The 23,852-nt window shown below is 52.9% G+C and carries 22 protein-coding genes; 8 read left to right on the plus strand and 14 right to left on the minus strand.

Translation table 11 applies throughout. The features are described from left to right. Window positions 1-61: 61 nt before the first annotated feature. The 3 genes from B051_RS0105970 to B051_RS0105980 all read left to right on the plus strand — a co-directional run bounded on the left by B051_RS0105970 (window position 62) and on the right by B051_RS0105980 (window position 2,807). The gene (locus B051_RS0105970) at window positions 62-697 is read left to right on the plus strand and encodes a NeuD/PglB/VioB family sugar acetyltransferase (protein WP_018477273.1); all 636 of its coding nucleotides are present in this window, start codon (window positions 62-64) and stop codon (window positions 695-697) included. A gap of 200 nt (window positions 698-897) precedes the next feature. Then, complete coding sequence (trhO, locus tag B051_RS0105975; RefSeq protein WP_018477274.1) at window positions 898-1,866, plus strand: oxygen-dependent tRNA uridine(34) hydroxylase TrhO; 969 nt, start codon at window positions 898-900, stop codon at window positions 1,864-1,866. Window positions 1,867-1,952: 86 nt separating this feature from the next. Next, window positions 1,953-2,807 carry a nucleoside phosphorylase gene (locus tag B051_RS0105980; RefSeq protein WP_018477275.1) on the plus strand — a complete coding sequence of 285 codons (855 nt, stop codon included), beginning with the start codon at window positions 1,953-1,955 and terminating at the stop codon, window positions 2,805-2,807. A gap of 138 nt (window positions 2,808-2,945) precedes the next feature. Here the strand turns inward: B051_RS0105980 and B051_RS0105985 are convergent, their stop codons facing one another. From B051_RS0105985 to B051_RS0105995, 3 genes are all read right to left on the minus strand, one after another. Then, a complete protein-coding gene (locus B051_RS0105985) occupies window positions 2,946-3,245 on the minus strand; it encodes a hypothetical protein (RefSeq protein WP_018477276.1) in 300 nt (99 codons plus the stop codon). 172 nt (window positions 3,246-3,417) lie between these two features. Next, entirely contained in the window at window positions 3,418-4,203 is a 786-nt protein-coding gene (locus B051_RS0105990) for a polysaccharide deacetylase family protein (RefSeq protein ID WP_018477277.1), read from the minus strand. An 18-nt stretch (window positions 4,204-4,221) separates the two neighbouring features. Further along, the gene (locus B051_RS0105995) at window positions 4,222-5,232 is read right to left on the minus strand and encodes an acyl-CoA reductase (RefSeq protein WP_018477278.1); all 1,011 of its coding nucleotides are present in this window, start codon (window positions 5,230-5,232) and stop codon (window positions 4,222-4,224) included. Window positions 5,233-5,343: 111 nt separating this feature from the next. Here B051_RS0105995 and B051_RS0106000 point away from each other — a divergent pair, with 111 nt between their 5' ends. The 3 genes from B051_RS0106000 to B051_RS0106010 all read left to right on the plus strand — a co-directional run bounded on the left by B051_RS0106000 (window position 5,344) and on the right by B051_RS0106010 (window position 9,099). Continuing rightward, window positions 5,344-5,694: a 4Fe-4S dicluster domain-containing protein gene (locus tag B051_RS0106000; protein ID WP_026236218.1), complete on the plus strand. Its 351-nt coding sequence runs from the start codon at window positions 5,344-5,346 to the stop codon at window positions 5,692-5,694. A 76-nt stretch (window positions 5,695-5,770) separates the two neighbouring features. Beyond that, window positions 5,771-6,343: a pentapeptide repeat-containing protein gene (locus B051_RS0106005; RefSeq protein WP_018477280.1), complete on the plus strand. Its 573-nt coding sequence runs from the start codon at window positions 5,771-5,773 to the stop codon at window positions 6,341-6,343. A 128-nt stretch (window positions 6,344-6,471) separates the two neighbouring features. After that, complete coding sequence (locus tag B051_RS0106010) at window positions 6,472-9,099, plus strand: valine--tRNA ligase (protein ID WP_018477281.1); 2,628 nt, start codon at window positions 6,472-6,474, stop codon at window positions 9,097-9,099. 653 nt (window positions 9,100-9,752) lie between these two features. On the opposite strand, the gene B051_RS0106015 is transcribed toward B051_RS0106010, so the two are convergent. From B051_RS0106015 to B051_RS0106030, 4 genes are all read right to left on the minus strand, one after another. Then, window positions 9,753-10,355, minus strand: coding sequence for a hypothetical protein (locus B051_RS0106015; RefSeq protein ID WP_018477282.1), 603 nt, complete (start codon window positions 10,353-10,355; stop codon window positions 9,753-9,755). Window positions 10,356-10,404: 49 nt separating this feature from the next. Beyond that, window positions 10,405-10,920 carry a hypothetical protein gene (locus B051_RS0106020; protein WP_018477283.1) on the minus strand — a complete coding sequence of 172 codons (516 nt, stop codon included), beginning with the start codon at window positions 10,918-10,920 and terminating at the stop codon, window positions 10,405-10,407. Window positions 10,921-11,099: 179 nt separating this feature from the next. Continuing rightward, a complete protein-coding gene (locus tag B051_RS0106025) occupies window positions 11,100-12,461 on the minus strand; it encodes a dihydrolipoamide acetyltransferase family protein (protein ID WP_018477284.1) in 1,362 nt (453 codons plus the stop codon). 132 nt (window positions 12,462-12,593) lie between these two features. Then, window positions 12,594-13,853 (minus strand): competence/damage-inducible protein A, encoded by a 1,260-nt coding sequence (locus tag B051_RS0106030; RefSeq protein WP_018477285.1) that lies wholly within the window; start codon window positions 13,851-13,853, stop codon window positions 12,594-12,596. Between the two features lie 157 nt (window positions 13,854-14,010). Here B051_RS0106030 and B051_RS0106035 point away from each other — a divergent pair, with 157 nt between their 5' ends. Beyond that, complete coding sequence (locus B051_RS0106035; protein WP_018477286.1) at window positions 14,011-14,745, plus strand: DUF4197 domain-containing protein; 735 nt, start codon at window positions 14,011-14,013, stop codon at window positions 14,743-14,745. A 147-nt stretch (window positions 14,746-14,892) separates the two neighbouring features. Next, window positions 14,893-16,173, plus strand: coding sequence for an erythromycin esterase family protein (locus B051_RS0106040; protein WP_018477287.1), 1,281 nt, complete (start codon window positions 14,893-14,895; stop codon window positions 16,171-16,173). Window positions 16,174-16,300: 127 nt separating this feature from the next. Here the strand turns inward: B051_RS0106040 and B051_RS0106045 are convergent, their stop codons facing one another. From B051_RS0106045 to B051_RS0106075, 7 genes are all read right to left on the minus strand, one after another. Then, window positions 16,301-17,263, minus strand: a complete 963-nt coding sequence (locus B051_RS0106045) for a calcium/sodium antiporter (protein ID WP_018477288.1) — start codon at window positions 17,261-17,263, stop codon at window positions 16,301-16,303. A gap of 121 nt (window positions 17,264-17,384) precedes the next feature. After that, window positions 17,385-18,092 carry a YebC/PmpR family DNA-binding transcriptional regulator gene (locus tag B051_RS0106050; RefSeq protein WP_018477289.1) on the minus strand — a complete coding sequence of 236 codons (708 nt, stop codon included), beginning with the start codon at window positions 18,090-18,092 and terminating at the stop codon, window positions 17,385-17,387. 98 nt (window positions 18,093-18,190) lie between these two features. Next, on the minus strand, window positions 18,191-18,850 hold the full coding sequence (locus tag B051_RS0106055) for an ABC transporter ATP-binding protein (protein WP_018477290.1): 660 nt from the start codon (window positions 18,848-18,850) through the stop codon (window positions 18,191-18,193). Continuing rightward, window positions 18,840-19,631, minus strand: coding sequence for an acyl-ACP--UDP-N-acetylglucosamine O-acyltransferase (gene lpxA / locus B051_RS0106060; RefSeq protein WP_018477291.1), 792 nt, complete (start codon window positions 19,629-19,631; stop codon window positions 18,840-18,842). The genes B051_RS0106055 and lpxA overlap by 11 nt, the downstream gene beginning before the upstream one ends. Continuing rightward, a complete protein-coding gene (locus tag B051_RS0106065; RefSeq protein ID WP_018477292.1) occupies window positions 19,628-21,022 on the minus strand; it encodes a bifunctional UDP-3-O-[3-hydroxymyristoyl] N-acetylglucosamine deacetylase/3-hydroxyacyl-ACP dehydratase in 1,395 nt (464 codons plus the stop codon). The genes lpxA and B051_RS0106065 overlap by 4 nt, the downstream gene beginning before the upstream one ends. Before the next feature lie 157 nt (window positions 21,023-21,179). Beyond that, on the minus strand, window positions 21,180-22,202 hold the full coding sequence (lpxD, locus tag B051_RS0106070) for a UDP-3-O-(3-hydroxymyristoyl)glucosamine N-acyltransferase (protein WP_018477293.1): 1,023 nt from the start codon (window positions 22,200-22,202) through the stop codon (window positions 21,180-21,182). A gap of 202 nt (window positions 22,203-22,404) precedes the next feature. Continuing rightward, window positions 22,405-23,637 (minus strand): HD domain-containing protein, encoded by a 1,233-nt coding sequence (locus B051_RS0106075; protein ID WP_018477294.1) that lies wholly within the window; start codon window positions 23,635-23,637, stop codon window positions 22,405-22,407. Window positions 23,638-23,852 lie beyond the last annotated feature (215 nt).

Genomic DNA, 23,852 nt, shown 5'->3' on the forward strand with positions numbered 1-23,852 from the left:
CTTTTCGTTTCAGCAGATTAGCGCTACTTTTCGTACCTTTGCCCCTCATTTGAAACAGGCTATGCAAAATCCGGTAATCATACTAGGTGCCCAGAAACTGGGTACGGCAGCACTCGATATTTTCAACAGCAATGAGGTGGTGGTCTACTGCTTCCTCGACGATAACAAGGACCTGCAGCAGCAGGAGCTGAACAATGTGTCGGTGATGAGCAGCACCGAGGACAACGAGTTTTTGAAGCTCGTCGGCAAGAAATGCGATGTTTTCGTGGCCGTGGAGGACTCGGCAGCCCGCAAAGGCCTCATCAAGATGCTGAAAGACGAGTACAAGGTGGTGCCTGTGAATGCTATCCATAAGTTCAGCTCCGTGTCGGAGTTCGCCTGGCTGGGCCACGGCAACATGGTAGCGGCAGGTGCTGTCATCAACAATAACGCCAAAGTCGGCAACTACAACGTGATTGAGTCACGTGCCGTGATAGACGCAAAGGCCGAGATAGCAGACTTCGTGCAGATTGGTGCCGGTGCCATCATTAACGCAGAAGTGGTGGTAGAGGAAGGCGCCTTCATCGGTACGGGTGCGGTGATTGTTTCCGGCGTGAAAATCGGCAAGAACGCCCGTGTGGGAGCTGGTTCGGTGGTGGTGGCCAACGTGCCCGCCAAAGCCACTGTGTTCGGCAACCCGGCTGCGCCCGTGAAATAAACTTTTCTACCTGCCGGCGCTGTTACAAAACTGATTTAGGTCATTTTCAGGTATAGCGGCAGCCTATACCTTTGTGCCGTTGAATTGCCGGATGGTCGGATTGTTTGAAGGGAACCCCAATTTGACTTTTCAGCCATCCAGCGATACGACAATAAAAAAATTATCAATCAATTTTAACACTTAGCTGAAACTAAGCCGTTATGAAAAAACCCTACAGCATACTACTGTACTACTGCTATACCCCGATAGCAGACCCTGAGGCGTTCCGAGAGGAGCACCACCTGCTGTGCCTGGAGCTGAATCTGCTCGGCCGAATCATCATCTCCAAAGAGGGCCTGAACGGCACCATCTCTGGCCTGAAAGAAGATTGCGATAAGTACATGCAAATCATGCATGCCGACCCGCGCTTCGCTAAGACCGACTTCAAGGTGGATTTCTCCGAGACGCATGCTTTTACCAAGCTTCATGTGCGCACCAAATCTGAGATTGTACATTCCGGCCTGCTGCACATCGACCCGAACGCCCGCACCGGCAAGCACCTTTCCCCAAGGGAGTTCAAGGAGATGAAGGACCGCGAGGATGTGGTGGTGCTGGACGTGCGCTCCGACTACGAGCATAGCGTGGGCCGCTTCAAAAATGCCGTGACACTCGACATCGAGAACTTCCGCGAGTTTCCGGAGAAGGTGAACGAACTGAAGGAGAAGTACAAGGACAAGAAAATCCTGACCTACTGCACCGGCGGCATCAAGTGCGAGAAGGCCAGCGCCTTCCTGCTGGAGCAAGGTTTCGAGGACGTATACCAATTGCATGGCGGCATTATCAAGTACGGTATGGAGGCTGGTGGTGAGGATTTTGAGGGCAAATGCTACGTGTTCGACAACCGCGTGGCCGTGGAGGTGAACACCGTGAACCCGAAGGTGATTTCGAAGTGCCATGTGTGCGGCACCGAAGAGGACCGCATGGTGAACTGCGCCAACCCGGTATGCAACCTGCACGTGCCTATCTGCGAGAAATGCGGTTGGGAACTGGATGGCGCCTGCTCCACCGAGTGCAAAGAGCACCCGGAAAAGCGTCCCTACGACGGCACCGGCTATTACCAGAAGCAGATGAACGGCTACAACCCGCTCAAGGGATTTAACCGCCGCAAGACTTCTCACGTATCTAATTAAGTATTCTCTAAAGCTCAGGAAAGCGTGTGCCTACCAGCCACGCTTTTCTTTGTTTTATACCTGTCCCCAAAATCAACAGACGAACCATGGTTATTCCAGAATCAGAATTAATCATCAACAAGAACGGCACCGTGTACCACCTCAACCTGCTGCCGGAGCACATATCCGATACCATCATCACGGTTGGCGACCCGGACCGGGTGCCTATGGTGAGCAAGTACTTTGATGAGATAGAAGTGCAGGTGACTAAGCGCGAGTTCGTGACGCATACCGGCTACTACAAAGGCAAACGCCTCACTGTCATCTCCTCCGGTATGGGCACCGACAACATCGACATCCTGATGAACGAACTAGATGCTCTGGTGAACATTGACTTCCAGTCGCGGGAGCCGAACGAGGAGAAGATAGCCCTAAAGATTATCCGAGTGGGTACTTCCGGTTCATTGCAAAAGCAGATTCCGCTAGGCAGCCACCTGGCTTCACACTATGGCGTAGGCTTAGATTCGCTCATGGAGTTCTACCCGCTGGAGCAGGACGAGAACGAGCAGAGCATCGCCAGAGCGTTGCAGGAGCAACTGGGTGTTGGCTTCCGTCCTTATTGCGTGAACGGCTCCAGAAGCCTGATTGAGAAGATTGCCTTTGACATGGCGCCTGGCAACACGCTGACCTGTCCTGGCTTCTATGCGCCGCAGGGCCGTGTGCTGCGAGCCGGTTTGCGCAACCCCGACCTGCTCCAGGTATACCAGGACTTCCGGGTTTGCGACTTCCAGCTTACTAATTTTGAGATGGAGACCGCTGGCTATTACGCCATGGGCCGTCTGTTGGGCCACGAGATGCTGTCGCTCAATGCCATTGTGGCCAACCGCATCACCCAAGAATTTGCAACGAACAGTGAAGAGGTGATAGATAGTCTGATTGTGAAAGTGCTGGATAGGGTATAGTTGAGTACCAGGCAATGTGGAGCACCTTTGACATTGCTACAAACTCATTTTGCAGTTAATTGAATGGAAGCAAATCCAAACAGCCCGCAGAGGAGCTTTTCTCTGCGGGCTGTTTCATTAGTGCCTATACCTGCAATTCTAGCAGTTCTCTATCTTTAGAATAGACTTAAGGGGGAGGAACGTGCCGGATTTGAGTAGCACGAACTTGTCATCGTAGCTCCAGATGGTGGTTTCCACTTGCTTCACATCGCCGTCGTCGGTGCAGAAAGTGATAAGGGCCTTGTTGTGGTACACATTTCCGAGTATGGTGGCGCGGTTTGCCTCGTAGTAGCGGATGCTGCGCGCGGCGGGGTCTTTGAGTACATCTTCCTGGCTGAAGTGGAGCATCGGGATGCGCTCCTTCTCAATCAGGTTTGCCTTCTTTTCTGTTCTCTTCATAGTCATGCTGCTTAGTGATGGCGAATATACAACCACAAAACAAGCCATGGAGCCACATTGGTTCTGCAGCAGCCGGGTTTATGAAATCCTATCAACAACAAAGGAGTTGGCCGGAAGAAGAGACAACAGAAACCGGTATGCTTGAATGAGCAAACAGAAAATCCTAGTTGTTTTACAATACTAGGTCACGAAAGGTGAGTGACTGGAGCTGGTATTGCTTCGCGAGTTTAAATATTTTCTCCAAGGTGTGAGGTGAAATACTATACCCTGCCGAATCCTCGGAAATATTATGAGCATAAATATTAATAGCCTCTTTGTTGCGTGAGGCGCGTGCGAATCCTGCCTCAAGGTCTTGCAAACTGACACCGCTGTTAGCATCTATACCTAAAGCGTGTATGACGCGCCTGCCACTAAAAGTGTAGTAAATCCTATCAAGCTCGTCTATACCTTTACCTGCATCCTTCCAAGAATCTCCCCGGAGGAGGTAAAAGTATTTAGACAATTCGCGGTCTAGTTCTCTGCTCCTGGCACCGTAGGGGTATGCAAAAGTAACAGGGGAAAATCCCTGTGATTGGAGAGTTTTAATAGAAGGTATAATGTCCTGCTCCACATAAGCTGCCATGCCTTCCTGCTTAACAAATTTTGGAGCATTAATATGTGTGAAGCTGTGGCTGGCAATTTCATGTCCATCAGCTGACAAATCACGCAGCATCTGTACTTCTGCTGCTGTCAGCTGGTCAGTAACGGTAATGAAAAAGGTGGCCCGTACGCCATACCTCTTGAAGAGGTCACGATGTTTATGCCACGCCTCGACATAGCGGTCATCAAAACTAATGACAAGGGCCGCTTGAGCTGGTTTAGTGAAGGTATAGGTTGGTTTGTATATATTGTATACCCACCATCCTGTGAGGGTGGAGGCGATGAAGACTACAAAAGCCCAAACTAGCCATCTACGCATGAGATACTTTGGGTCTCGTTACAACTTCTGCAGAAACGCCATCGTGTCCACACCATCAGCATAGTCCCATGGCATAGGGCACTGGGCGTCACCGAACGGAATGCTACCCTCTAGCCAGCCGTGGGCGGATACCACGCACTGCGTCTTCTCTTTAACAGCAGTCAGTTTCTGGCGCAGGTCCGGCAGAGAGTCAAAGGTCTCGTAGAACAGCACGGAAATAGGAGACACGAGCTGCTGGCTTGGCTGCACTAGCATGAAGCCGTTGTCGAAGTGCGGCTCGCGGTTCACCAGCAGGATGGACTTGTTGTAGTCGTAGTTGTTGTGGTACTTGTGGTGCTCCAATATACCTTTGTGGTGCTCATTGGCTTCAAAGAACTTGTCAAAGGTATAGCCCTCCGGCACATACAGCTTGGACACGTTGCGGCATCCCAGGCCGTAGTAGCGGAAAACATCTTCCCCCAGGTTACGCAAGTCATCCTCTTCCTCGTGGCCAGTCAGTATGCCTATGCTCGTGCGGTTTTTGCGGATGATGTGCGGGCGCTTGGCAAAATAGTACTCGAAATAGCGCGCCGTATTGTCAGAGCCAGTCGCGATGATGGCATCGGCCTCTTTGAGCATGTCCACGAACTCAAACCGGTTGGCAAAGGCCGGCTCAATGGCCACCAGCATGCTGGCCAGGCGGCGCATGAGTACATCATCATCGGAACTCAACTTAGCCAGCAGGTGGTGGCCGCTCAGCAGCACCGACAGAAAATCATGGAAACCCACCATGGGTATGTTGCCTGCCATGACCACGCCAACCTTCTTTGGTGTAACCTGTTTGAGGTGGTACGGGTAAAGCCATTCACGGAGGTACTGCTCATCGAGCAACAGGGTAACGCCATGCAGGGCAGCTGAAACGTTCTCTTCGTCGAACCACGGGTTCCGGGCCTGTGCCACAAAAGACAGGGCTTTGCGCTCTTCCGGCGTCATGTCCCGCAGCTGATTGCCCAGTTTTACGAAAGCTTCAATCCTGTTCTCTAGTGTCATGGCCTGCCGTGGTTTAAAATTTATTTGATAGGGATACTTAATGTTCCTAATTTTGTTCGAGAATAAGCAAACTAGATACAAAAGTACTAAAAATATACAGGAGATACGATTATGGCGATAATGATCACAGATGAATGTATAAACTGTGGCGCCTGCGAACCAGAATGTCCGAACACTGCCATTTACGAAGGCGGTGCGGAGTGGACCTGGGGCGGTGGCACGGCTCTGAAGGAAGTGGAGATTGACGGCGGCGAGGTGATACCTGGCGATGCCCCACAGCCTCCTATCTCGGATGAGTATTACTACATTGTGTCTGATAAGTGTACAGAGTGCATGGGCTTCCACGAGGAGCCGCAGTGCGCCGCTGTCTGCCCCGTGGATTGCTGCGTCGATGACCCGGACTACCGCGAGACAGAGGAAGAGCTGTTGGCTAAGAAGGACTGGCTGCACCAGGCCAGCTAGGTATAGCACAAACCAAAACACAGAAGCCTGCCTCTCCGGCGGGCTTTTGCATTTTCAAGGACCTAAAACAAAACCCATGAACGAGCTCCTGCATCAGAACAAGACATTCGAGAAAGTCCTATACCCCGGCAAGCCAATCAAGGGCAGGGAGTTTGAAGACTGTGTTTTCAAGAACTGTGATTTCTCCAACGGGGATTTTTCCCAGAACCGCTTCACCGACTGCCAGTTCGTAGGCTGCAACCTCGCCATGCTCAAGCTGAACAGGTCCACGCTAAACAACGTGACGTTCAAAGAATGCAAACTGACGGGTATAAGCTTCGGCGAGACGGAGGAGTTTCTGTTCACGGTTCGCTTCGAAGGATGCCTGCTGGACTATGCCTCTTTCCTGAAGCGCAAAATGCCGAAAACCCAATTCCTCAACACATCTTTGAAGAACGCCGTGTTTGAACAGGCAACGCTCACGAAGGCCGTCTTTGACAACACAGACCTGGCCGGTGCGGTCTTCGAGCGGACGCAGCTCAACGAAGCCGACCTGGTTACGGCTTACAATTATACCATCGACCCGGAAGTGAACAGCATCCGGAAAGCCAGGTTCTCTCAAAGCGGTCTGAGCGGGCTCTTGTCCAAGTATGATATCCGGATAGAGTAAGCCGCTGTCGCATAAGGCAATAGCCTGAGGCGCAACCTACAACTTCGCTTAGCTACTATGCTGGAATAGGTGAGTTATAATTGCTTCAAATTTCCTAATTTTGTCCTCCCATTAGATGATCCCATACGATGTCGATTTCAACCAAATATAACCCCAGAGAAGTAGAGGAGAAGTGGTACAGCAGCTGGATGCAGCGCGGCTTCTTCCGCTCCAAGCCCAACCCGAAGAAAGAGCCCTATACCATCGTCATACCGCCGCCTAACGTAACGGGCGTGCTGCACATGGGCCACATGCTCAACAACACGATTCAGGACGTGCTCATCCGCCGTGCGCGCATGAAGGGCAAGGAGGCTTGCTGGGTGCCGGGAACCGACCACGCTTCTATCGCCACTGAGGCGAAAGTGGTGGCCATGCTCAAGGAAAGAGGCATCGACAAAAAAGACATCTCCCGCGAGGAGTTCCTGACCTATGCCTGGGAGTGGAAAGAGAAGTACGGCGGCATCATCCTGGAGCAGCTCAAGAAACTGGGCGCCTCCTGCGACTGGGACCGCACCCGCTTCACAATGGAAGACGATTTGTCTGCTGCCGTAATCGAAGTGTTCGTGGACCTGTACCGCAAAGGCCTGATTTACCGCGGTGTGCGCATGGTGAACTGGGACCCGCTGGGCGGTACCGCTCTATCGGACGAAGAGGTAATCCCGAAGGACACCATGGCCAAAATGTACCACCTGAACTACGAAGTGGTAGGTGCTTCGGAACCAACATACATCACAGTGGCCACATCGCGCCCGGAGACCATCATGGCCGACGTGGCCGTGGCCGTGAACCCGAACGACCCACGCTATACCCACCTGCACGGCAAGTCAGTGCGCATCCCGTTGCTCGGCAAAGAGATTCCGGTGATTTTGGATGAATATGTGTCCATTGAGTTCGGTACGGGTGCCCTGAAGGTGACGCCAGCGCACGATTTGAACGACTACGAACTGGGTCAGAAGCACAAGCTGCCTATCATTGACATCCTGAACAACGACGGCACCCTGAACGAGCAGGCGCAGCTATACGTGGGCCAGGACCGTTTTGCAGCCCGCCGCAACATCGTGAAGGACCTGCAGGAAGCAGGACTGCTGGTGAAGATGGAGGAGTACGCCAGCGTACTGCAGACTTCAGAGCGTACGGGTGCCGTGATTGAGCCACGTTTGTCCATGCAGTGGTTCTGCAAGATGGATGCCATGGCCAAGCCAGCCCTGGATGCCGTGATGAACGACGAAATCCGACTGCACCCACCCAAGTTCAAGAACATGTACCGCTCCTGGATGGAAGGCATCCGCGACTGGTGCATTTCGCGCCAACTGTGGTGGGGACAGCGTATACCTGCCTTCTACCTGCCCGACGGCTCGTTTGTGGTAGCCACAACGGCCGAAGAGGCTCTGGAACTGGCCCGTAGGGAAAATGGAAACGAGCAGCTGCAACTGAGCGACCTGCGCCAGGACGAAGATGTGCTCGATACCTGGTTCTCGTCTTGGCTATGGCCCATCTCGGTGTTTGATGGCTTCAAAGACCCGGACAACAAAGACATCCTGTACTACTACCCGACCAATGACCTGGTGACGGCTCCGGAGATTCTCTTCTTCTGGGTGGCGCGTATGATCATGGCCGGTTACGAGTTCCGCAAGGAGCCGCCGTTCCGCAACGTATACCTGACAGGCATCGTGCGCGATGCGCAGGGCCGCAAGATGTCCAAGTCGCTGGGCAACTCGCCCGACCCGCTTGACCTGATTGACCAGTACGGCGCCGATGGCGTGCGTGCAGGCATGCTCTTCAGCTCCCCAGCCGGCAACGACCTGCTGTTTGATGAGAAACTAGTGGAGCAGGGCCGTAACTTCAGCAACAAAATCTGGAATGCCTTCCGCCTGATAAAAGGATGGGAAGTGGACGAGAGCCTGCCTTGCCCGAATGAGACGGCTATGCAGTGGTTCGATTCCCGCTTCAACGAGGCCTTCGTTCAGATTGAGGACCATTTCAGCAAGTTCCGCATTTCGGACGCGCTGCTGGCGGTGTACAAACTGGTATGGGATGACTTCTGCTCCAGCTACCTGGAGATGATTAAGCCCGCCTACCAGCAACCTATCGACAAGCAGACGATAGACACGACGGTGGAGTACCTGGAGCGGGTACTGAAGGTGCTGCATCCGTTCATGCCGTTCATCACGGAGGAAATCTGGCACGACCTGAGGGAGCGCAAGGACAAAGAGTACCTGATTGTGGCGGCCTGGCCGAAACAGGAGAAGTTCGATAAGAAGCTGACGGATAAGATGGAGAGTGTGCTCAAGGTAGTAGCCGCTATCCGCAACATCCGCAATTCCAAGAACATCCCGCACACCAAGTCGCTAGACTTGGCCATCAAGGTGATGAACGAAGATGGGTATGAGCATTTCCTCAGCATCATCCGCAAACTGGCGAACATCAACGAGATATCCTTTGTGAAGGAGAATCTGGAAGGTGCTATCAGCTTTGTGGAGGCCGGTGACGAGTTCTTCATCCCGATGGAGGGCAACATTGACGTAGAGGCCGAACGCGAGCGTCTGCAGAAGGAACTGGAGTACACCAAAGGCTTCCTAAATTCAGTGGTGAAAAAGCTGAGCAATGAGCGTTTCGTGAGCGGAGCACCGGAAGCGGTCATCGCCAACGAGCGGAAGAAACAGGCGGATGCCGAGGCTAAAATCCATGCGATTGAGCAGAGTTTGGCGTCGCTTTAAGGTATAGCATTAGTTAATGGCAGCGGCCGTTCTCGTTTGGGAACGGCCGCTGTTGTTTTGTTCCTATACCTGCTTTTGCTGGAGTAGCGGCAGCCCTTACAGTTTGCCCGCTGAATTGCTCCGTAGCTTGCCCTGGCCGGGCGGGCCTCACTTTTTGTCCTTGACACAAAAAGGAGGCAAAAAAGAAAAGGCGCTCCTTTCTCGAGGGCCCCTACCCCCACTCGCTGAACGCTCGAACAGTGGAGCGCCGGAAGGTGCGCCTGGCCGGTGCCGCTGCTCCGTAGCGGAAGAGCAAGAATGTATGCTATGCCTGGCTGTGTTCATGCACTACAACGCTTCGATGTGACGAACTGCAGCGGCAGAAAGTCCCCCTTCGAAGGGGGCAGGGGGATGTCAATCGTGCACAAAACCATCGCTACAACTCCTATACCTAGCCAGCAGTAACGGCAGACTCCCTTCCTTAAACAAGGAGGGGCAGGAGGGTGGACCCGGCATTTCAGGGCTAAACAGAGCGGGAACAATTATTTAGACTAGGTACTAAGCACCCACGGATGGAATGCCAAAGCCAAAGCAAAGGAACAAAAGGTGCTAAGGCATTAGAACAGCAGAAGCTATGAAACGAAGGTCAGCCACCAACGACAGTCAGTAACTCGCTATTTTCCCCCCTTACTCAGCTCCACTACCAACCTGTCCAGTTCATCCTTCAGCTTCGGCATGATGTCACTCAGGCCTTGCTTTTTCTTGGGATATATGAGTTCCACTTGGCGTTCATCTATTTTATATTCCAGGAGTCCCTGCTCCTCCTCGGTAAGGTAGTAGAGTTTGATAGGAGCAGCAGCTGTAGAAACAGCATAAGTCCTGAACGTGAATTTGTTCATGATGCGCTGCTGCGTAGGTGCCCGGTTCTCGAGGTAGCGCTGCGTCACCACCGTGTCTAAGGCGATGGCGGTCTCAATTTGGTGGATGGCCTTGATAGGACCCTCACCGAATCGCCAGGTATGGACCAGGTGCTTGCCGCGTTGCTGGCTGGTGTACCCGCTTTGAGACAGGTCTATGCTTGCCATCACCTGGAACAGCTGCAGGTCGTTGGCTACGGTTTGTAGGGAAGGGCTCAGCGAGGCATTATCGCTGATGTAGACGGAGGTGCTGTCCAGTATCTGGGCATCCTTGTTGATGTCCCGTGCCAGCTGCAGGTCAGCTACCTGGTAAAGAAGAAAGGAAAGGAGTACAGGGAGAAGCGTGTGAAGGTGAATCATGTCAGTAGGGTTGGTGCCTTTTTCCTATACTCAAATTCTGTGCTAGAGGCTACAGCCGGGAGCTGTCGACTACTTTCCAGGTGATGTTCCCGTCTTTTACCTCATACTTTAGAACCATATAGCCGCCGTTGTGTCCGTCTTCAAAGTAGGCCATGGCATAGCGGTCGTTCAGGATGCGGCTGTCGCGTATGGCCATCTTGCCGCCCAATACTCCCTCTGCAGGAATCAACTGGCCTTGTTTCCGGTTCAAGTCGTTCATTAAATCTGCTTCGGGGTTGCGCAGGCCTTTCTGTCTGAGTTTCTGTATGTCGATCTCACTCAAGCTACCCAGTTCATCCACAAATTCAGTTCCTCCGGGAGGTACCACGGCCATGGTATCCGGCGGGAGCACCATCTCCTCCAGCGAGTCAGTTTCGGCTTCTTCCTGCTCCAGTTGCTGGTCAGTTTCAGCTAGCTTATTATCGGCTATGCGCAGGCGGCTTTCCGCTTCATTCTTTTGCCAATAGAAATACAGGGCGGCGAAAAGAAAAACAGCCGCCACAATCCAGGCAATGGCATTTCTCATAGTGTTGGGTAGTTAGTGATATCTCCTGTAAACGGGAATCGGGTGTTGAAGATTTACGGCAGCTAAGTTAGTGAATTGTGGCAGTTGTAAGATTCGGGGATTAAAATAAAAGGGTTGCAAAGGCAACAAAAAACCCTGCCCCGGTTTACCGGGGCAGGGTCTATGGGATGTTCTATACCTTAGATGCTCTGGTTCACGTCGAAGTTCTCCAGGTAGTCCGCCACGCGGCGCACAAACATACCGCCCAGAGAGCCGTCCACCACGCGGTGGTCATAGGAGTGCGACAGGAACATGAAGTGGCGTATACCTATCAGGTCTCCCTCCGGCGTCTCAATCACGGCTGGCTTCTTCTTGATAGCACCCACGGCCATGATAGCTACCTGCGGCTGCATGATGATAGGCGTGCCCATCACGTTGCCAAATGAGCCCACGTTGGAGACGGTATAGGTACCGCCAGCCAAATCGTCCGGCGTCAGTTTGTTGATGCGGCCGCGGTTCGCCAGGTCATTTACTTTCTTGGTCAGGCCGTTCAGGTTGAGCTGGTCGGCGTTCTTGATGTTCGGCACAATCAGGTTGCCACTTGGCAGGGCCACCGCCATACCTATGTTGATGTCCTTGTGTCGGATGATGTTGCCACCGTCCACGGACACGTTAATCATCGGGAAGTCTTTAATCGCCTTGGCAATGGCATCGATGAAGATAGGCGTGAAGGTCAGGTTCTCGCCTTCGCGTCGCTTGTAGTCGTTCTTCCACTTGTTGCGCCAGTTCACGATGTTGGTCACATCGGCCTCCACAAACGAAGTCACGTGCGGGGAGATGCGCTTGCTGTCCACCATGCGGTCAGCAATCATCTTGCGCATGCGGTCCATCTCGATTATCTCTACGTTGCCACTGTAAGAAGCAGCCGGCTTGGCGGCGACAGGGGCAGCCTGAGGCTGAGCAACAGGTGCCAGAGCAGGCTGAGGCACAGCAGCTGGAGCTTGAACTTGTGGCTGGGCCTGTGGAGCAGCGGCTTGCTGCGGTGCGTTTTTGCGGCTCTCTACATAGGCGAGAATGTCTTTCTTGGATACACGGCCTTCGCTGCCGGTACCTGGCACGAATTCCAGCTCCTGCATGGAAATACCCTCTTCGCGGGCTATGTTGAGCACAAGCGGGGAGTAGAAACGGCTAGAGGCAGGCTGGTCAAGCTTCGCTAGCGAAGCGGTGGCAGGGGCCGAAGCGGCAACTGCGGGCTGTGCATCCACCTGAGGTGCGGCGGCTGGAGCCTGAGCGGCAGCAGGGGCCGCAGCTGTATCTTCGCCATTGGTAGAGATGATGGCAATCGGCGCGCCTACGGCCACCACGTCACCTTCTTTTACCAGTATCTCTTTCAGCACACCGCCTTGGATGGCAGGTACTTCCGTATCCACCTTATCTGTAGCTACTTCCAGCACCGATTCGTCCTGCTCAATGGTGTCACCCACGTTTTTGAGCCATTTCAAGACGGTACCTTCCATGATACTTTCGCCCATTTTGGGCATCACCATTTCTACAAGTGCCATATTTTATTTTGGTCTTTTTTGATTTAGGTATAAAGATGCCGGACAGAAGAGATAGGGGATTCACCTACAGCTTGCATCCTTGGTCAATAAGGTCTTTTTCTGCAAAACCCAGACAAAGTTAGTGATTTTAGCCTATTCCTCAACCGCTATATTCAAAGTTTGGCGGATGAGGTTGAGCACGGCCAAGGCAGTATACTCAATATTGAGCTGACGGTTTTTGTTGTATTGGAGGAGTTTTGCTTTTGTGCCATTCTTGTCGGCATAGGCTATCCAGATGGTGCCAACCGGCTTCTCGGCCGTACCGCCGTCTGGCCCGGCTACGCCGCTGGTGGCCACCCCAATGTCCGCCTTGAGCTTAGCGCGCACGTTCTCGGCCATTTCGCGCACGGTAGCCTCGCTTACGGCGCCATGCTGCTGAAGGGTTTCAGGTTTCACACCCAGTTCCTGTATTTTCACGTCGTTGTGGTAGGCGATGATGCTGCCCATGTAGTAGGCCGAGCTACCCGGAACGCTGGTTATTCTGTGGGCCAGATAGCCGCCCGTGCAGCTTTCGGCGGTGGCAATGGTCAGTTTTCGTTCTTTCATCAGCTGCCCCAGCGCCTCCTCCAGCGGCACTTCGCCATAGGCGAAGATGGACTTAGGTATAAGTGCCGTCAATTTGGCTACCTCCTGGTCCAGTTCCTGCTCCAACTGCTGCTTGTTTTCCCCTGTGCCAGTCAGGCGGAGGCGCACGCCGCCCAGGTGGGGCAGGTAGGCCAGCCGGATGTGCGGCGGCAGGTTGTCTTCCCAGTCCTCCAGCTTTTCTGCCAGCATCGACTCAGGTATACCCACTGTCTGTATGACTCTGTGTATAATCTCCGGCGTTTTGAAATAGGCCTTGAGTTGCGGCAATACGATGTCTTCCATCATCCGCTTCATCTCAAAGGGTACGCCTGGCATCGACACGAAGACTTTCCCCTGGTCCTCGAACCACATACCTGGCGCTGTGCCCAGCACGTTGCGCACCGGGGTGCAGGAGGCGGGCAAAAAGGCCTGCTGTCGGTTCAGCTCCGTTAGCTCATAACCGCGGCTCTTGAAGATTGCCGACACATCGGCCAAGGAAGGTTTGTGCAATTTGAGCTCTGTATGGAAGTAGTCCGCCAGCACGTTTTTGGTGAGGTCATCTTTGGTGGGGCCGAGGCCGCCTGTTATCAGGATGATGTCTGCGCGGGTTCTGGCGTCATCGAGGGCTGTTACAATGTGTTCGGCATTATCGGATATGGAGGTGATTTGCTTTACCCTGACCCCTATTTTGGTCAGTTCGGTGCCCATCCAGGCGGAGTTGGTGTCCACTATTTGCCCGAACAGGATTTCATCGCCCACTGTTATTATTTCTGCATGTACTGCTTCCATGGCTTTAAATTTGGTCTGATTTGTGCGTAGGTATGAAAAACTGTTTCAAGTTAAAGATGTTCGGGTGATATGGCCTATGCCTGCGGTTATTTTCTCTAATTTCATCCATATTTGCAGGTATAGCCCAGCCATCACTTGGCTTTAAAAACCAATTCATATGAAAAGACTCGTTTACTCTTCCCTCATAGCCCTTACGCTGGGAGCATCGGCCTGTACTGTGGCCGAAGTGCAGCGCACCGTGGATGGCGTCATAGCCGGCACTGGTGGAGCCACCACATTATCCCGCGAGGAAGTGGCCTCTGGGCTGCGGCAGGCCCTGGAGGTCGGCATCAAGAAAGGCTCCAGCCAGGCATCGCAGACCGACGGCTACTACAAAAACTCTCTCATACGCATCCCGTTCCCGGCAGATGTGCAGAAAGTGGAGAACACACTACGCAAGGTGGGTCTCGGCAATGAGGTGGACCGTTTCGTGATGACGCTGAACCGGGGTGCCGAGGACGCGGCCAAGAGCGCTGTGCCTATTTTTGTGAGCGCCATCAAGCAGATGACCATCCAGGATGCCTGGGGCATACTGAAAGGCGACAAAGACGCGGCCACCCAGTACCTGAAGCGCACCACCTCCACACAGCTGCAGAACGCTTTTATGCCGGTGATACGGCAGTCGCTGGAGAAGACGAACGCAACCAAATACTACGCCGACCTGGTGAACCAGTACAACCAGATTCCGCTGGTGCAGAAGGTGAACCCGAACTTGGATGAGTATGCGACCCAGAAGGCGATGGATGGGCTTTTCCTGCTGGTTGCGCAGGAGGAGGCGAACATCCGCGAGAACCCGATTGCCCGCACCACGGAGCTGCTGCGCCGCGTGTTCTCCCAGCAGAACCAGTCTTAGGCGGCTATACCTGAGTCACTATCCAATGCCTGCTTCCCTCGTCTAGGGGAGCAGGCATTTTTTTTGCAAAACATAAAACTTGTATTAAAAGTACAATACAGCAAATTTTTAGTTCTCAGCTACCTAGTAGTTTAACTGCTCCCACTTATGGAAAACAAACTGTTTAAATATAGCCCCATCACCAAAGAGAAGGATTTGGATATCCTGATTGAGGAGATTGGGGATGCACGCATCGTCATGCTGGGAGAGGCCTCGCATGGCACCTCTGAATACTATACCTGGCGCACAGCCATCTCGCGGAGGCTGGTTGAGGACAAGGGGTTCAACTTTATAGCGGTGGAAGGGGACTGGCCGGAGTGCTATGCCGTGAACCGCTTCGTGAAGGGCTACCAGAACTCAGGACGCAAGATAGCCGAGGTGCTGGAGGTATACCGCCGTTGGCCAACCTGGATGTGGGCCAACTGGGAGGTGGCGGCCCTGGTGGAGTGGATACGCGATTTCAACCACCTCCGTAACGTAAACGAGAAAGCAGGCTTCTATGGACTGGATGTGTACAGCCTGTGGGAATCGCTGGAGCAGGTACTCAAATATATGGAACAGAAGAACGGGAAGGCGGCAGAAGCGGCCCGACACGCGGTGCAGTGCTTCGAACCCTTCAACCGAGACCCGCAGACCTATGCCCAAGCCACTGCCTTCGTGCCCACGGATTGTGAGGAGGAGGTGGTGCGCCTGTTGGAGCAGGTGTCTAAACGGCCCATCTATCCCGACGACCCAGAGCATGAGTTCAGCGCCACCCAAAACGCGCTGGTCGCTGTCAATGCCGAGAAGTACTACCGGGCCATGATTAGGGGCGGCGCCAACTCCTGGAACGTGCGGGATACCCACATGATGGAGACACTGGACCGGCTGCTCGACTTCCATGGGCCAAACTCTAAGGCCATTGTTTGGGAGCACAACACGCACATTGGTGATGCCAGCTATACCGATATGGCCAACGACGGCATGTATAACATCGGGCAGCTGGCCAGGGAAAAATATGGCCGGGAGCAGGTGAAACTTGTGGGTTTTGGTACCTACCAGGGCACCGTGATAGCGGGCAAATCCTGGGGAGCGCCCATGCAGAAGATGGAGGTGCCTCCTGCCCGCAAAGGGAGTTGGGAGTACATGCTGCACGAAATGAGCACCGACGACAAAATCATTCTATCAAAAGACCTCCGGAGCGTGCCAGAGCTGCAACAGCACATCGCACACCGGGCCATCGGGGTGGTGTATGACCCCAAGTTTGAGCAGTTCGGCAACTATGTACCCACCATCATACCCGAGCGTTACGACGCCTTCCTGTACTTTGACGAAACCGAAGGTGTGCACCCGCTCCACATGAAAACACGGGGTGCCAAGGAACCAGAGCTATACCCCTGGAACTATTAGAAGTTGAGGAGTTAAAGAATTAGGGGTAAAAGGCTTCTCACGGGGAAGGCTCGGCATTCATGCCGGGCCTTCCCCGTTTATTAAACACTTTAAAGGTTAACCTGATAACTCCTCAACCCAAACTCTCTCATCCCCTTTGCACCAGAAACACAATGTAGCCAATGTACACCAACAGGAAGAACACGCCGTTCCAGCGGTCAATGTTGTTTTTCTTGCCCAAGGGGATGACCAGCACCAGCAATGTGCTCGCGAAAATCATCATCATGATATCGAAGTTACTCACCACATTGAAGGGCAGCGGGTTGATAAGGGCGCTTAAACCTAGTATCCAGAGTAGGTTGAAAATATTGGAACCAATCACGTTGCCCACTGCAATATCGATGTTGCGCCTGAAAGCGGCCATAGCGGACGTAACCAATTCAGGAAGTGAGGTACCTATTGCCACTACCGTCAGTCCAATGAAAGACTCGCTGAGGCCAAAGTACTGCGCGATGCTCACGGCGCCGTCTACCACCCATTTGCCTCCCAGGAACAACCCAATAGCTCCCAGCACTATGTACAGGACAGACTTAGGTATAGGCATCATGGCCACTCCCTCCTCCGGCAGCACTTCGTCTTTGTTGGTCCTGGCGATGTTGTAGATGTAGGCCATGAACAGCACGAAGAAGAAGAGGAGTATACCTCCATCTGCCCGGCTGATGTAGAGGCTGGTCTTGTCGCCAAACAGCACGGCATTGGCCAAAAAACCTACCAAGAGCGTGGCAATAAGGGAAAAGGGGATTTCGGTGAGGATGGTATTACGCCTGATGGGAAGTGGACAAATGATGGCCGTGATGCCAATGATGAGCAACAGGTTGGCCACGTTGCTGCCAAACACGTTGCCAATGGCTAGCTCAGATTGCCCTTGTACACTTGATAGGATGTTGATAATGAGCTCGGGGAGCGAGGTGCCGAAAGAAACGATAGTCAGCCCCACCACCATGTCCGACACATTGTAACGCTTGGCCAGCGAAGAGGCGCCTGAAACCAACATGTCTGCTCCTGCTATCAAAAACACGAAACCAAGTATGAACAAGATGTAGAGTAGCATAACTGAGGGTATGGGATTGGTTTAGGGCCGAAACAAAGTACCGTTACAAGAAGAACCAAATAAAAAGGCTGCCAAGCATTTGCCTGACAGCCTTTCCTATACTTTGTTCGTAGCTTGGGAGTTATGCCATGTTGTGATACACAGCCTGTACGTCGTCGTCTTCCTCAATCTTCTCCACCAGGTTCTCTATCTCCTCTGCCTGCTCGTCTGTCAGTTCAGTGCGGGTGTTAGGGATGCGCTGCAGCTCGGCGCTGATTACGTTTAGGCCCTTCTCCTCCAAGGTTTTCTGCATCGCTCCGAAGTCTGTGAAGGCGGTCTCCACAATGATTTCACCCTCATGCTCGTAAATGTCGTCTGCGCCGGCGTCAATCAGCTCCAGTTCCAGCTCTTCGATGTCAAGTCCTTCGGACGCTATCTTGAAAATGCCTTTGCGGGTGAATATAAAGTCCAGCGAGCCGGTTTTTCCTACGGCACCGCCTGCACGCGAGAAGTAAACACGCATATTGGCGATGGTGCGGTTGATGTTGTCTGTGGCAGTTTCAACCAGAATAGCGATACCATGCGGACCATAGCCCTCATATACTACTTCTTCGTAGTCTTTCTCTTCTTTGGAAGAGGCACGTTTGATGGCCGCTTCTACCCGGTCCTTCGGCATGTTCACGCCTTTCGCGTTTTGGATGGCCGTACGGAGTCGGGAGTTGGTTTCCGGGTTAGGACCAGCTTCTTTCACCGCCATCACTATCTCTTTGCCCAGGCGCGTAAACGCCTTCGACATTTTGTCCCAACGCTTGAACTTGCGGGCTTTTCTGAATTCAAATGCTCTTCCCATGGTGTCTGGTTAAGTATATGTATGGCAAATTTAGGGAGCTTCGCTCTAATTTGGTACTGCTTCCGCTAAAATCCTTATGTGTTTGCGCCTATACCTGCTCACGTGTCCGCATCCAGGCGGCTTTTCGCCTGCCGCGTTGGCGCATGGTAATCCGTGATGTAGAGGTGCTGTTCGCAGAAACTGTACTCGTGGGCTATGTTGGAGCCGACAATAATCAATCGGCCGGCCTTGTTCTGCTCCACATGCTCCTGATACCAGGCTATACCTTCCTGGTCCAGATTGGTTGTGGGCTCATCCAGAATCAACAGCTGCGTGTCGGAGTAGATGGCCAGGCCCAGCTTCAGGCGCTGTTTCATGCCTGAGGAGAAGTCTTTGACGAACTTGTTGCGCGATTTCTGAAGGCCCATCCGCTCCACCAAATTTATGTGGGAGAGGTTGCCACGGAGGGGCTTGAAGCGGGTATGGAAAGCCAGCATCTCCAGCAGGGTGAGTTCCTCCACCAACTCCAGGTATGGCGCCGTGAGGGACAGCTGCCGGTAAGCTTTTTCAGGGGCCACAGGGCTGCCGTCCAGCAGATAGGTAATGTCACCTTCGCTGTGCAGGTTGTGGCCGGCTATAACAGTAAGAAGAGTGGATTTCCCGGAACCGTTATGCCCCAAAATGGCATAAGAGGTGCCTGACTCCAAGGTATAGGTCAGGTTCCGGAAAATCCACTCGTAGTTGTATCGTTTACCTAAATTGCTTAGGTTAATTTGCATCTTTTGCAAAGTAGCTCTTGATGATGCCACGGCCTGAGTTGCGCACGAAGTTCAGAATCTCGTCGCGCTCGCGGCTTGGCGCCAGCTCCAGTTCTATTTTGTCCAGCGCCTCGGTGTTGTTGAGGCCGTTCATGAACAGGATGCGGTATATCTGCTGCACTTCGTTTATCTGCTCGCTGTTGAAGCCTCTTCTACGCAGCCCAATGGAGTTGATACCAGCGTAGGTAAGTGGCTCACGGGCGGCCTTTACATAAGGAGGCACGTCTTTGCGCACCAACGAACCGCCTGAAACCATGGCGTGCGCCCCGATTTTAACGAACTGGTGCACCGCGCTCGAACCACCGATGATGGCGTAATCCCCCATCTCCACGTGGCCTGCCATCTGCACGGCATTCACCACAATGCAGTTGTCGCCCACGATGCAGTCGTGCGCAATGTGGGCATATGACATAATCAGGCAGTTGCTGCCAATCACAGTCTTCATCTTGTCGATGGTGCCACGGCTCACCGTCACACACTCCCGGATAACTGTATTGTCTCCGATGATGGCGGTCGTCTCCTCGCCAGCGAACTTGAGGTCCTGCGGCACAGAGGAGATAACGGCTCCCGGGTAGATTTTGCAATTCTTGCCAATGCGGGCTCCTTCCATGATGGTCACATTGGGGCCAATCCAGGTGCCCTCTCCAATCTCTACGTTCTTGTAGATGGTCGAAAAAGGCTCTACTACCACATTCTGGGCGATTTTAGCCTCGGGGTGGATGTATGCTAACGGCTGGNTCATGCGTCTTTCTTTACTATACTTGCTGACATCTCTGCCTCCATCACCAACTGGCCATTCACAAATGCCTGGCCAGACATCTTGGCAATGCCCCGCTTCACAGGGGCAAGCAATTCACATTTGAAAATAATTGTATCGCCAGGAATCACCTTGCGCTTGAAGCGGCAGCGGTCTATACCTAGGAAATAAGTCCAGTAGTCCTCTGGGTTTTCCACCGTGTTGAGCACCAGGATGCCACCCGTTTGCGCCATAGCCTCAATCTGAATCACGCCTGGCAGCACGGGGTTGCCAGGGAAGTGGCCCTGGAAGAAAGGCTCGTTCATGGTCACGTTCTTAACGCCCGTCACCGTGGTTTCGTCTAGGTGTATGATTTTATCTATCAGCAGGAAAGGGTACCGGTGCGGCAGTGTGGCCGCAATCTGGTTAATGTCCATCACCGGTGGCTTCTTCGGGTCGTAGGTAGGTACGTTTTTGATAGAAGCCTCCTGAATCAGTCTCTTGACACGGCGTGCAAACGCGATGTTGGCGGCATGTCCCGGACGAGCAGCCAGAATCTGTCCTTTGATAGGGCGGCCAATAAGGGCAAGGTCACCCATCAGGTCCAGCAGCTTATGGCGGGCCGGCTCGTTTCGGAAGCGAAGCTCCGTGTTGTTCAGGATGCCTTCTTCTTCTACGGTTACTTTCTGCTTGCCCAGCAGGTCGGCCAGGTAGGTAAGTTCACCGTCTTCCACTACACGGTCCACAATCACGATGGCGTTGTTCAAATCGCCACCTTTAATCAGGTTCTGCTTATAGAGCGCCTCTAGTTCGTGCAGAAAGCAGAACGTGCGGCAAGGAGCAATCTGCTCCTCAAACTGGCTCATGTCTGTGATAGAAGCATGCTGGCTGCCCAGAACAGGGGAGTTATAGTCCACCATCACGGTGAGGCGGTAGTCGTCGAGTGGCAGTGCGGCGATTTCCACGCCACGCTTGTCGTCTTTATAGCTGATGCCTTCTGTTATCTCAAAGTAGTTGCGCAGGGCATTCTGCTCCTGCAGCCCCACAGATAGCAGTGCCTTCACGAACTCGATGGAAGAGCCATCCATGATAGGAGGTTCTGGACCGTCCAGTTCAATCAGCACGTTATCTACCTGCAAGCCAACCAGCGCCGCCAGGGTATGCTCAACCGTATTCACCCGTGCGCCATTCTGCTCGATGGTGGTGCCGCGGGAAAGGTCCACTACGTTTTCCACGTCTACATTCACAATGGGCTGACCAGGCAGGTCAATGCGCTGGAACTTGTAGCCGTGGTTGGCAGCAGCAGGCTTGAAGGTCATGTTGGACACAACACCTGTGTGCAAACCAACGCCCGATACGGTAACCGGAGCCTTGATGGTGTGCTGTTTATAATTCATTAATTTATAAATGTTTTTCCTAGCAGCGCAGGAGAGCACTGTGGGTTTCAGTTTACAGGCTGAGTCACAGGTGCTACATACATTGCGCCTGCAAACTTAAGACTTTATACACTGCCTGCCAATTTTTTATTTGACAGACAGCAGGTATGATAAGGGGTTACTTTCTTTCCTTGAGTTCGTCCAGAACGCGCTGCAGGTCTGGGAGTTTGCGGAACACTGTGATGGCTTTGAGATTCTGCTTGTAGTCGAATGCCGGGGAACCTTGAATAATGGTTCCGGTTTCCTTAACAGATTTAGATACACCCGATTGCGCGCCTATCGTGGTTTTGTCGGCAATGTTGATGTGGCCTACTATACCTACCTGTCCCGCAATCACACAGTTGTTGCCGATTTTGGCTGAACCGGAGATGCCGGTCTGGGAGGCGATGACCGTATGCTGGCCAACCTCCACATTGTGTGCTATCTGTACCAGGTTGTCAATCTTGGTGCCTTTGCGGATGATGGTGGAGCCCATGGTGGCGCAGTCGATGGTGGTATTGGCGCCGATGTTCACGTTGTCTTCCAGCACCACGTTGCCTATTTGCGGTACGGCTTTGTAGCTGCCGTCCGGCTGCGGCGCGAACCCAAAGCCATCACTTCCAAGCACAACCCCGGCATGTATGGTGCAATTGCTGCCTACTACGGTGTTGGCGTATAGCTTGGCCCCTGCAAAAATGGTGGTGTTGTCGCCAATCTTCACGTTGTCACCTATGTAGGCCTGCGGGTAGATGCGCACGTTCTCACCTATCTGGCAGTTCTGCCCAATGTAGGAGAAGGCACCGCGGTAATGGTTCTGGCCGATGGTGCTGCCTGCGCCCAGGAAGCATGGTTCCTCAACGCCTGTCTTGGAGGCCAGGACAGCCTGCTGGTAGTAAGCTAGCAAGGTGGAGAAACCGGAGTAGGGGTCCCCTACACGGATGAGCGTAGCGGAAACCGGTTTTTTGAGCTCTAACGTATCGGAAACAATGACAGCGCTTGCTCCGGTGGTATATAAATAGGATTCGTATTTCAGATTAGACAGAAATGCAAGGGCACCCGAAGTGGCCTCCTCTATTTTGGCTAATGTGCTGACCTTTACTAAATTGTCTCCCTCAACCTTGCCCTGCAATAGGTCCGCAATCTGTTGAACAGTAAATTCCATCTTGTAAAATTAGAGCAAAAAATTAAATGTGCTAATGCTTTGGGGGCGCAAACTTAACAAAAACTTCGGGCAGCACCGCCACATTCCGCCACTAGATTGTGGGGAAGCGAAGCAAACACCATGCAGATTCCCCTAAAATCAGATGCGCTAATTCAGGTATAGGCGAAGGTATACCTTGCCGGATATAACCTAAAGAAAGGAACTAAAGAGCCGCCACCTCTTTCGGGTAGCAGACATAATACTTCTCCACTTTATTGCTCAGAGCCTGTATGTTAGGTAGGTCAGAGGCATCGGCAATATTCATCACGTAACCCGTTTTGGTGAGCATGTCAATGGACTGGCCCTCCGCCTGGTAGGCGTTGTTGCTGATTTTGCCCGATATCATCAGGTATTTTACTTCTTCCGGGGTCACATGGAATCGCTCCTGCACCAACTCACTTATACCTAGCATCATTTCCTCGTCAATCGGTTTGCTTGCTATTATCACCTTGAACAGCCTGCGGTGCAGTATGTTCGTGGACAGGTAGGAGAGGATAGGGTCGGGGTGAGAGGCCCATTGCTTAATGCCGCTCCATACGTCGTGGTCGTCAAGCGATACAAAACGCTCCAGGATGGTGTTGTCTGATAGGAAGTCCTGCATGGTAAGGTTGGAGGACAGGAAGAAGGTCAGGCAGGGGCTGGCTGGCACTTCTATACCTTGTTGCAGCAGCTCGCGGGCTCGCTGCACCGTGCGCAGCACCATGTTCTCGGCGCTGATAACGGTTTTGTGCAGGTATACCTGCCAGTACATGAGGCGGCGACTCACCAAAAAGTTCTCGATGCTGTAGATGGCCTTCTCTTCCACTACCAACTTGTCGTTGGCCACGTCCAGCATCTTGATGATGCGGTCGGCGCCTATCTTTCCCTCGTATACCCCGGTATAGAAGCTGTCGCGGTTGAGGTAGTCGAGACGGTCCACGTCCAGCTGGCTGGAGACGAGTTGGTGGAAGAACCGGCGCTCATAGGTATCAGTGAATATTTGGATGGCCAGGCTCAATTTGCCCCCAAAGGCCTCGTTGAGCAGGTGCATGATGTGCAGCGACAAGTGTTCGTGGTGCACCTCCTGGAAAATGGCCGTCTCCAGAGCATGGGAAAAGGGACCGTGGCCGATATCGTGCAGCAGGATGGCGATGAGCGAAGCCTCAAACTCCGCGTCGGATATCTCGTTGTTCTTGCTGCGCAGCGTCTGCAGGGCCGTGTTCATGAGGTGCATGGCGCCTAGGGCGTGGTGAAAACGGGTATGCAAAGCCCCCGGGTATACCATCTCGGTAAGGCCTAATTGCTTGATGCGGCGCAGGCGCTGGAAGTAAGGGTGGTCTATGATGTCGAACAGCAATTCGGTCGGCACCGTGATGAAGCCGTAAACCGGGTCGTTCAATATTTTTTTCTTATTCACAGAGAACCGAGGTTTTTAATCGTTAAATTGCTATTCAGTAATGAGTTGTTCAGCGCAGCACCAATGCAGACCACATGCGGTTGAATACGTAGGTATGAGGTAACCTAACGCGCAGGCTACAGTAAACTTATAGTACCACTACCCAGTGAAACTGCACGAAAGAACCAGTTTTCGCTTTACAACCATTTAACTGACAAGCCAATTAGCCGTAAGCA

This window comes from Pontibacter roseus DSM 17521, assembly GCF_000373265.1.
Classification (GTDB): Bacteria; Bacteroidota; Bacteroidia; order Cytophagales; family Hymenobacteraceae; genus Pontibacter; species Pontibacter roseus.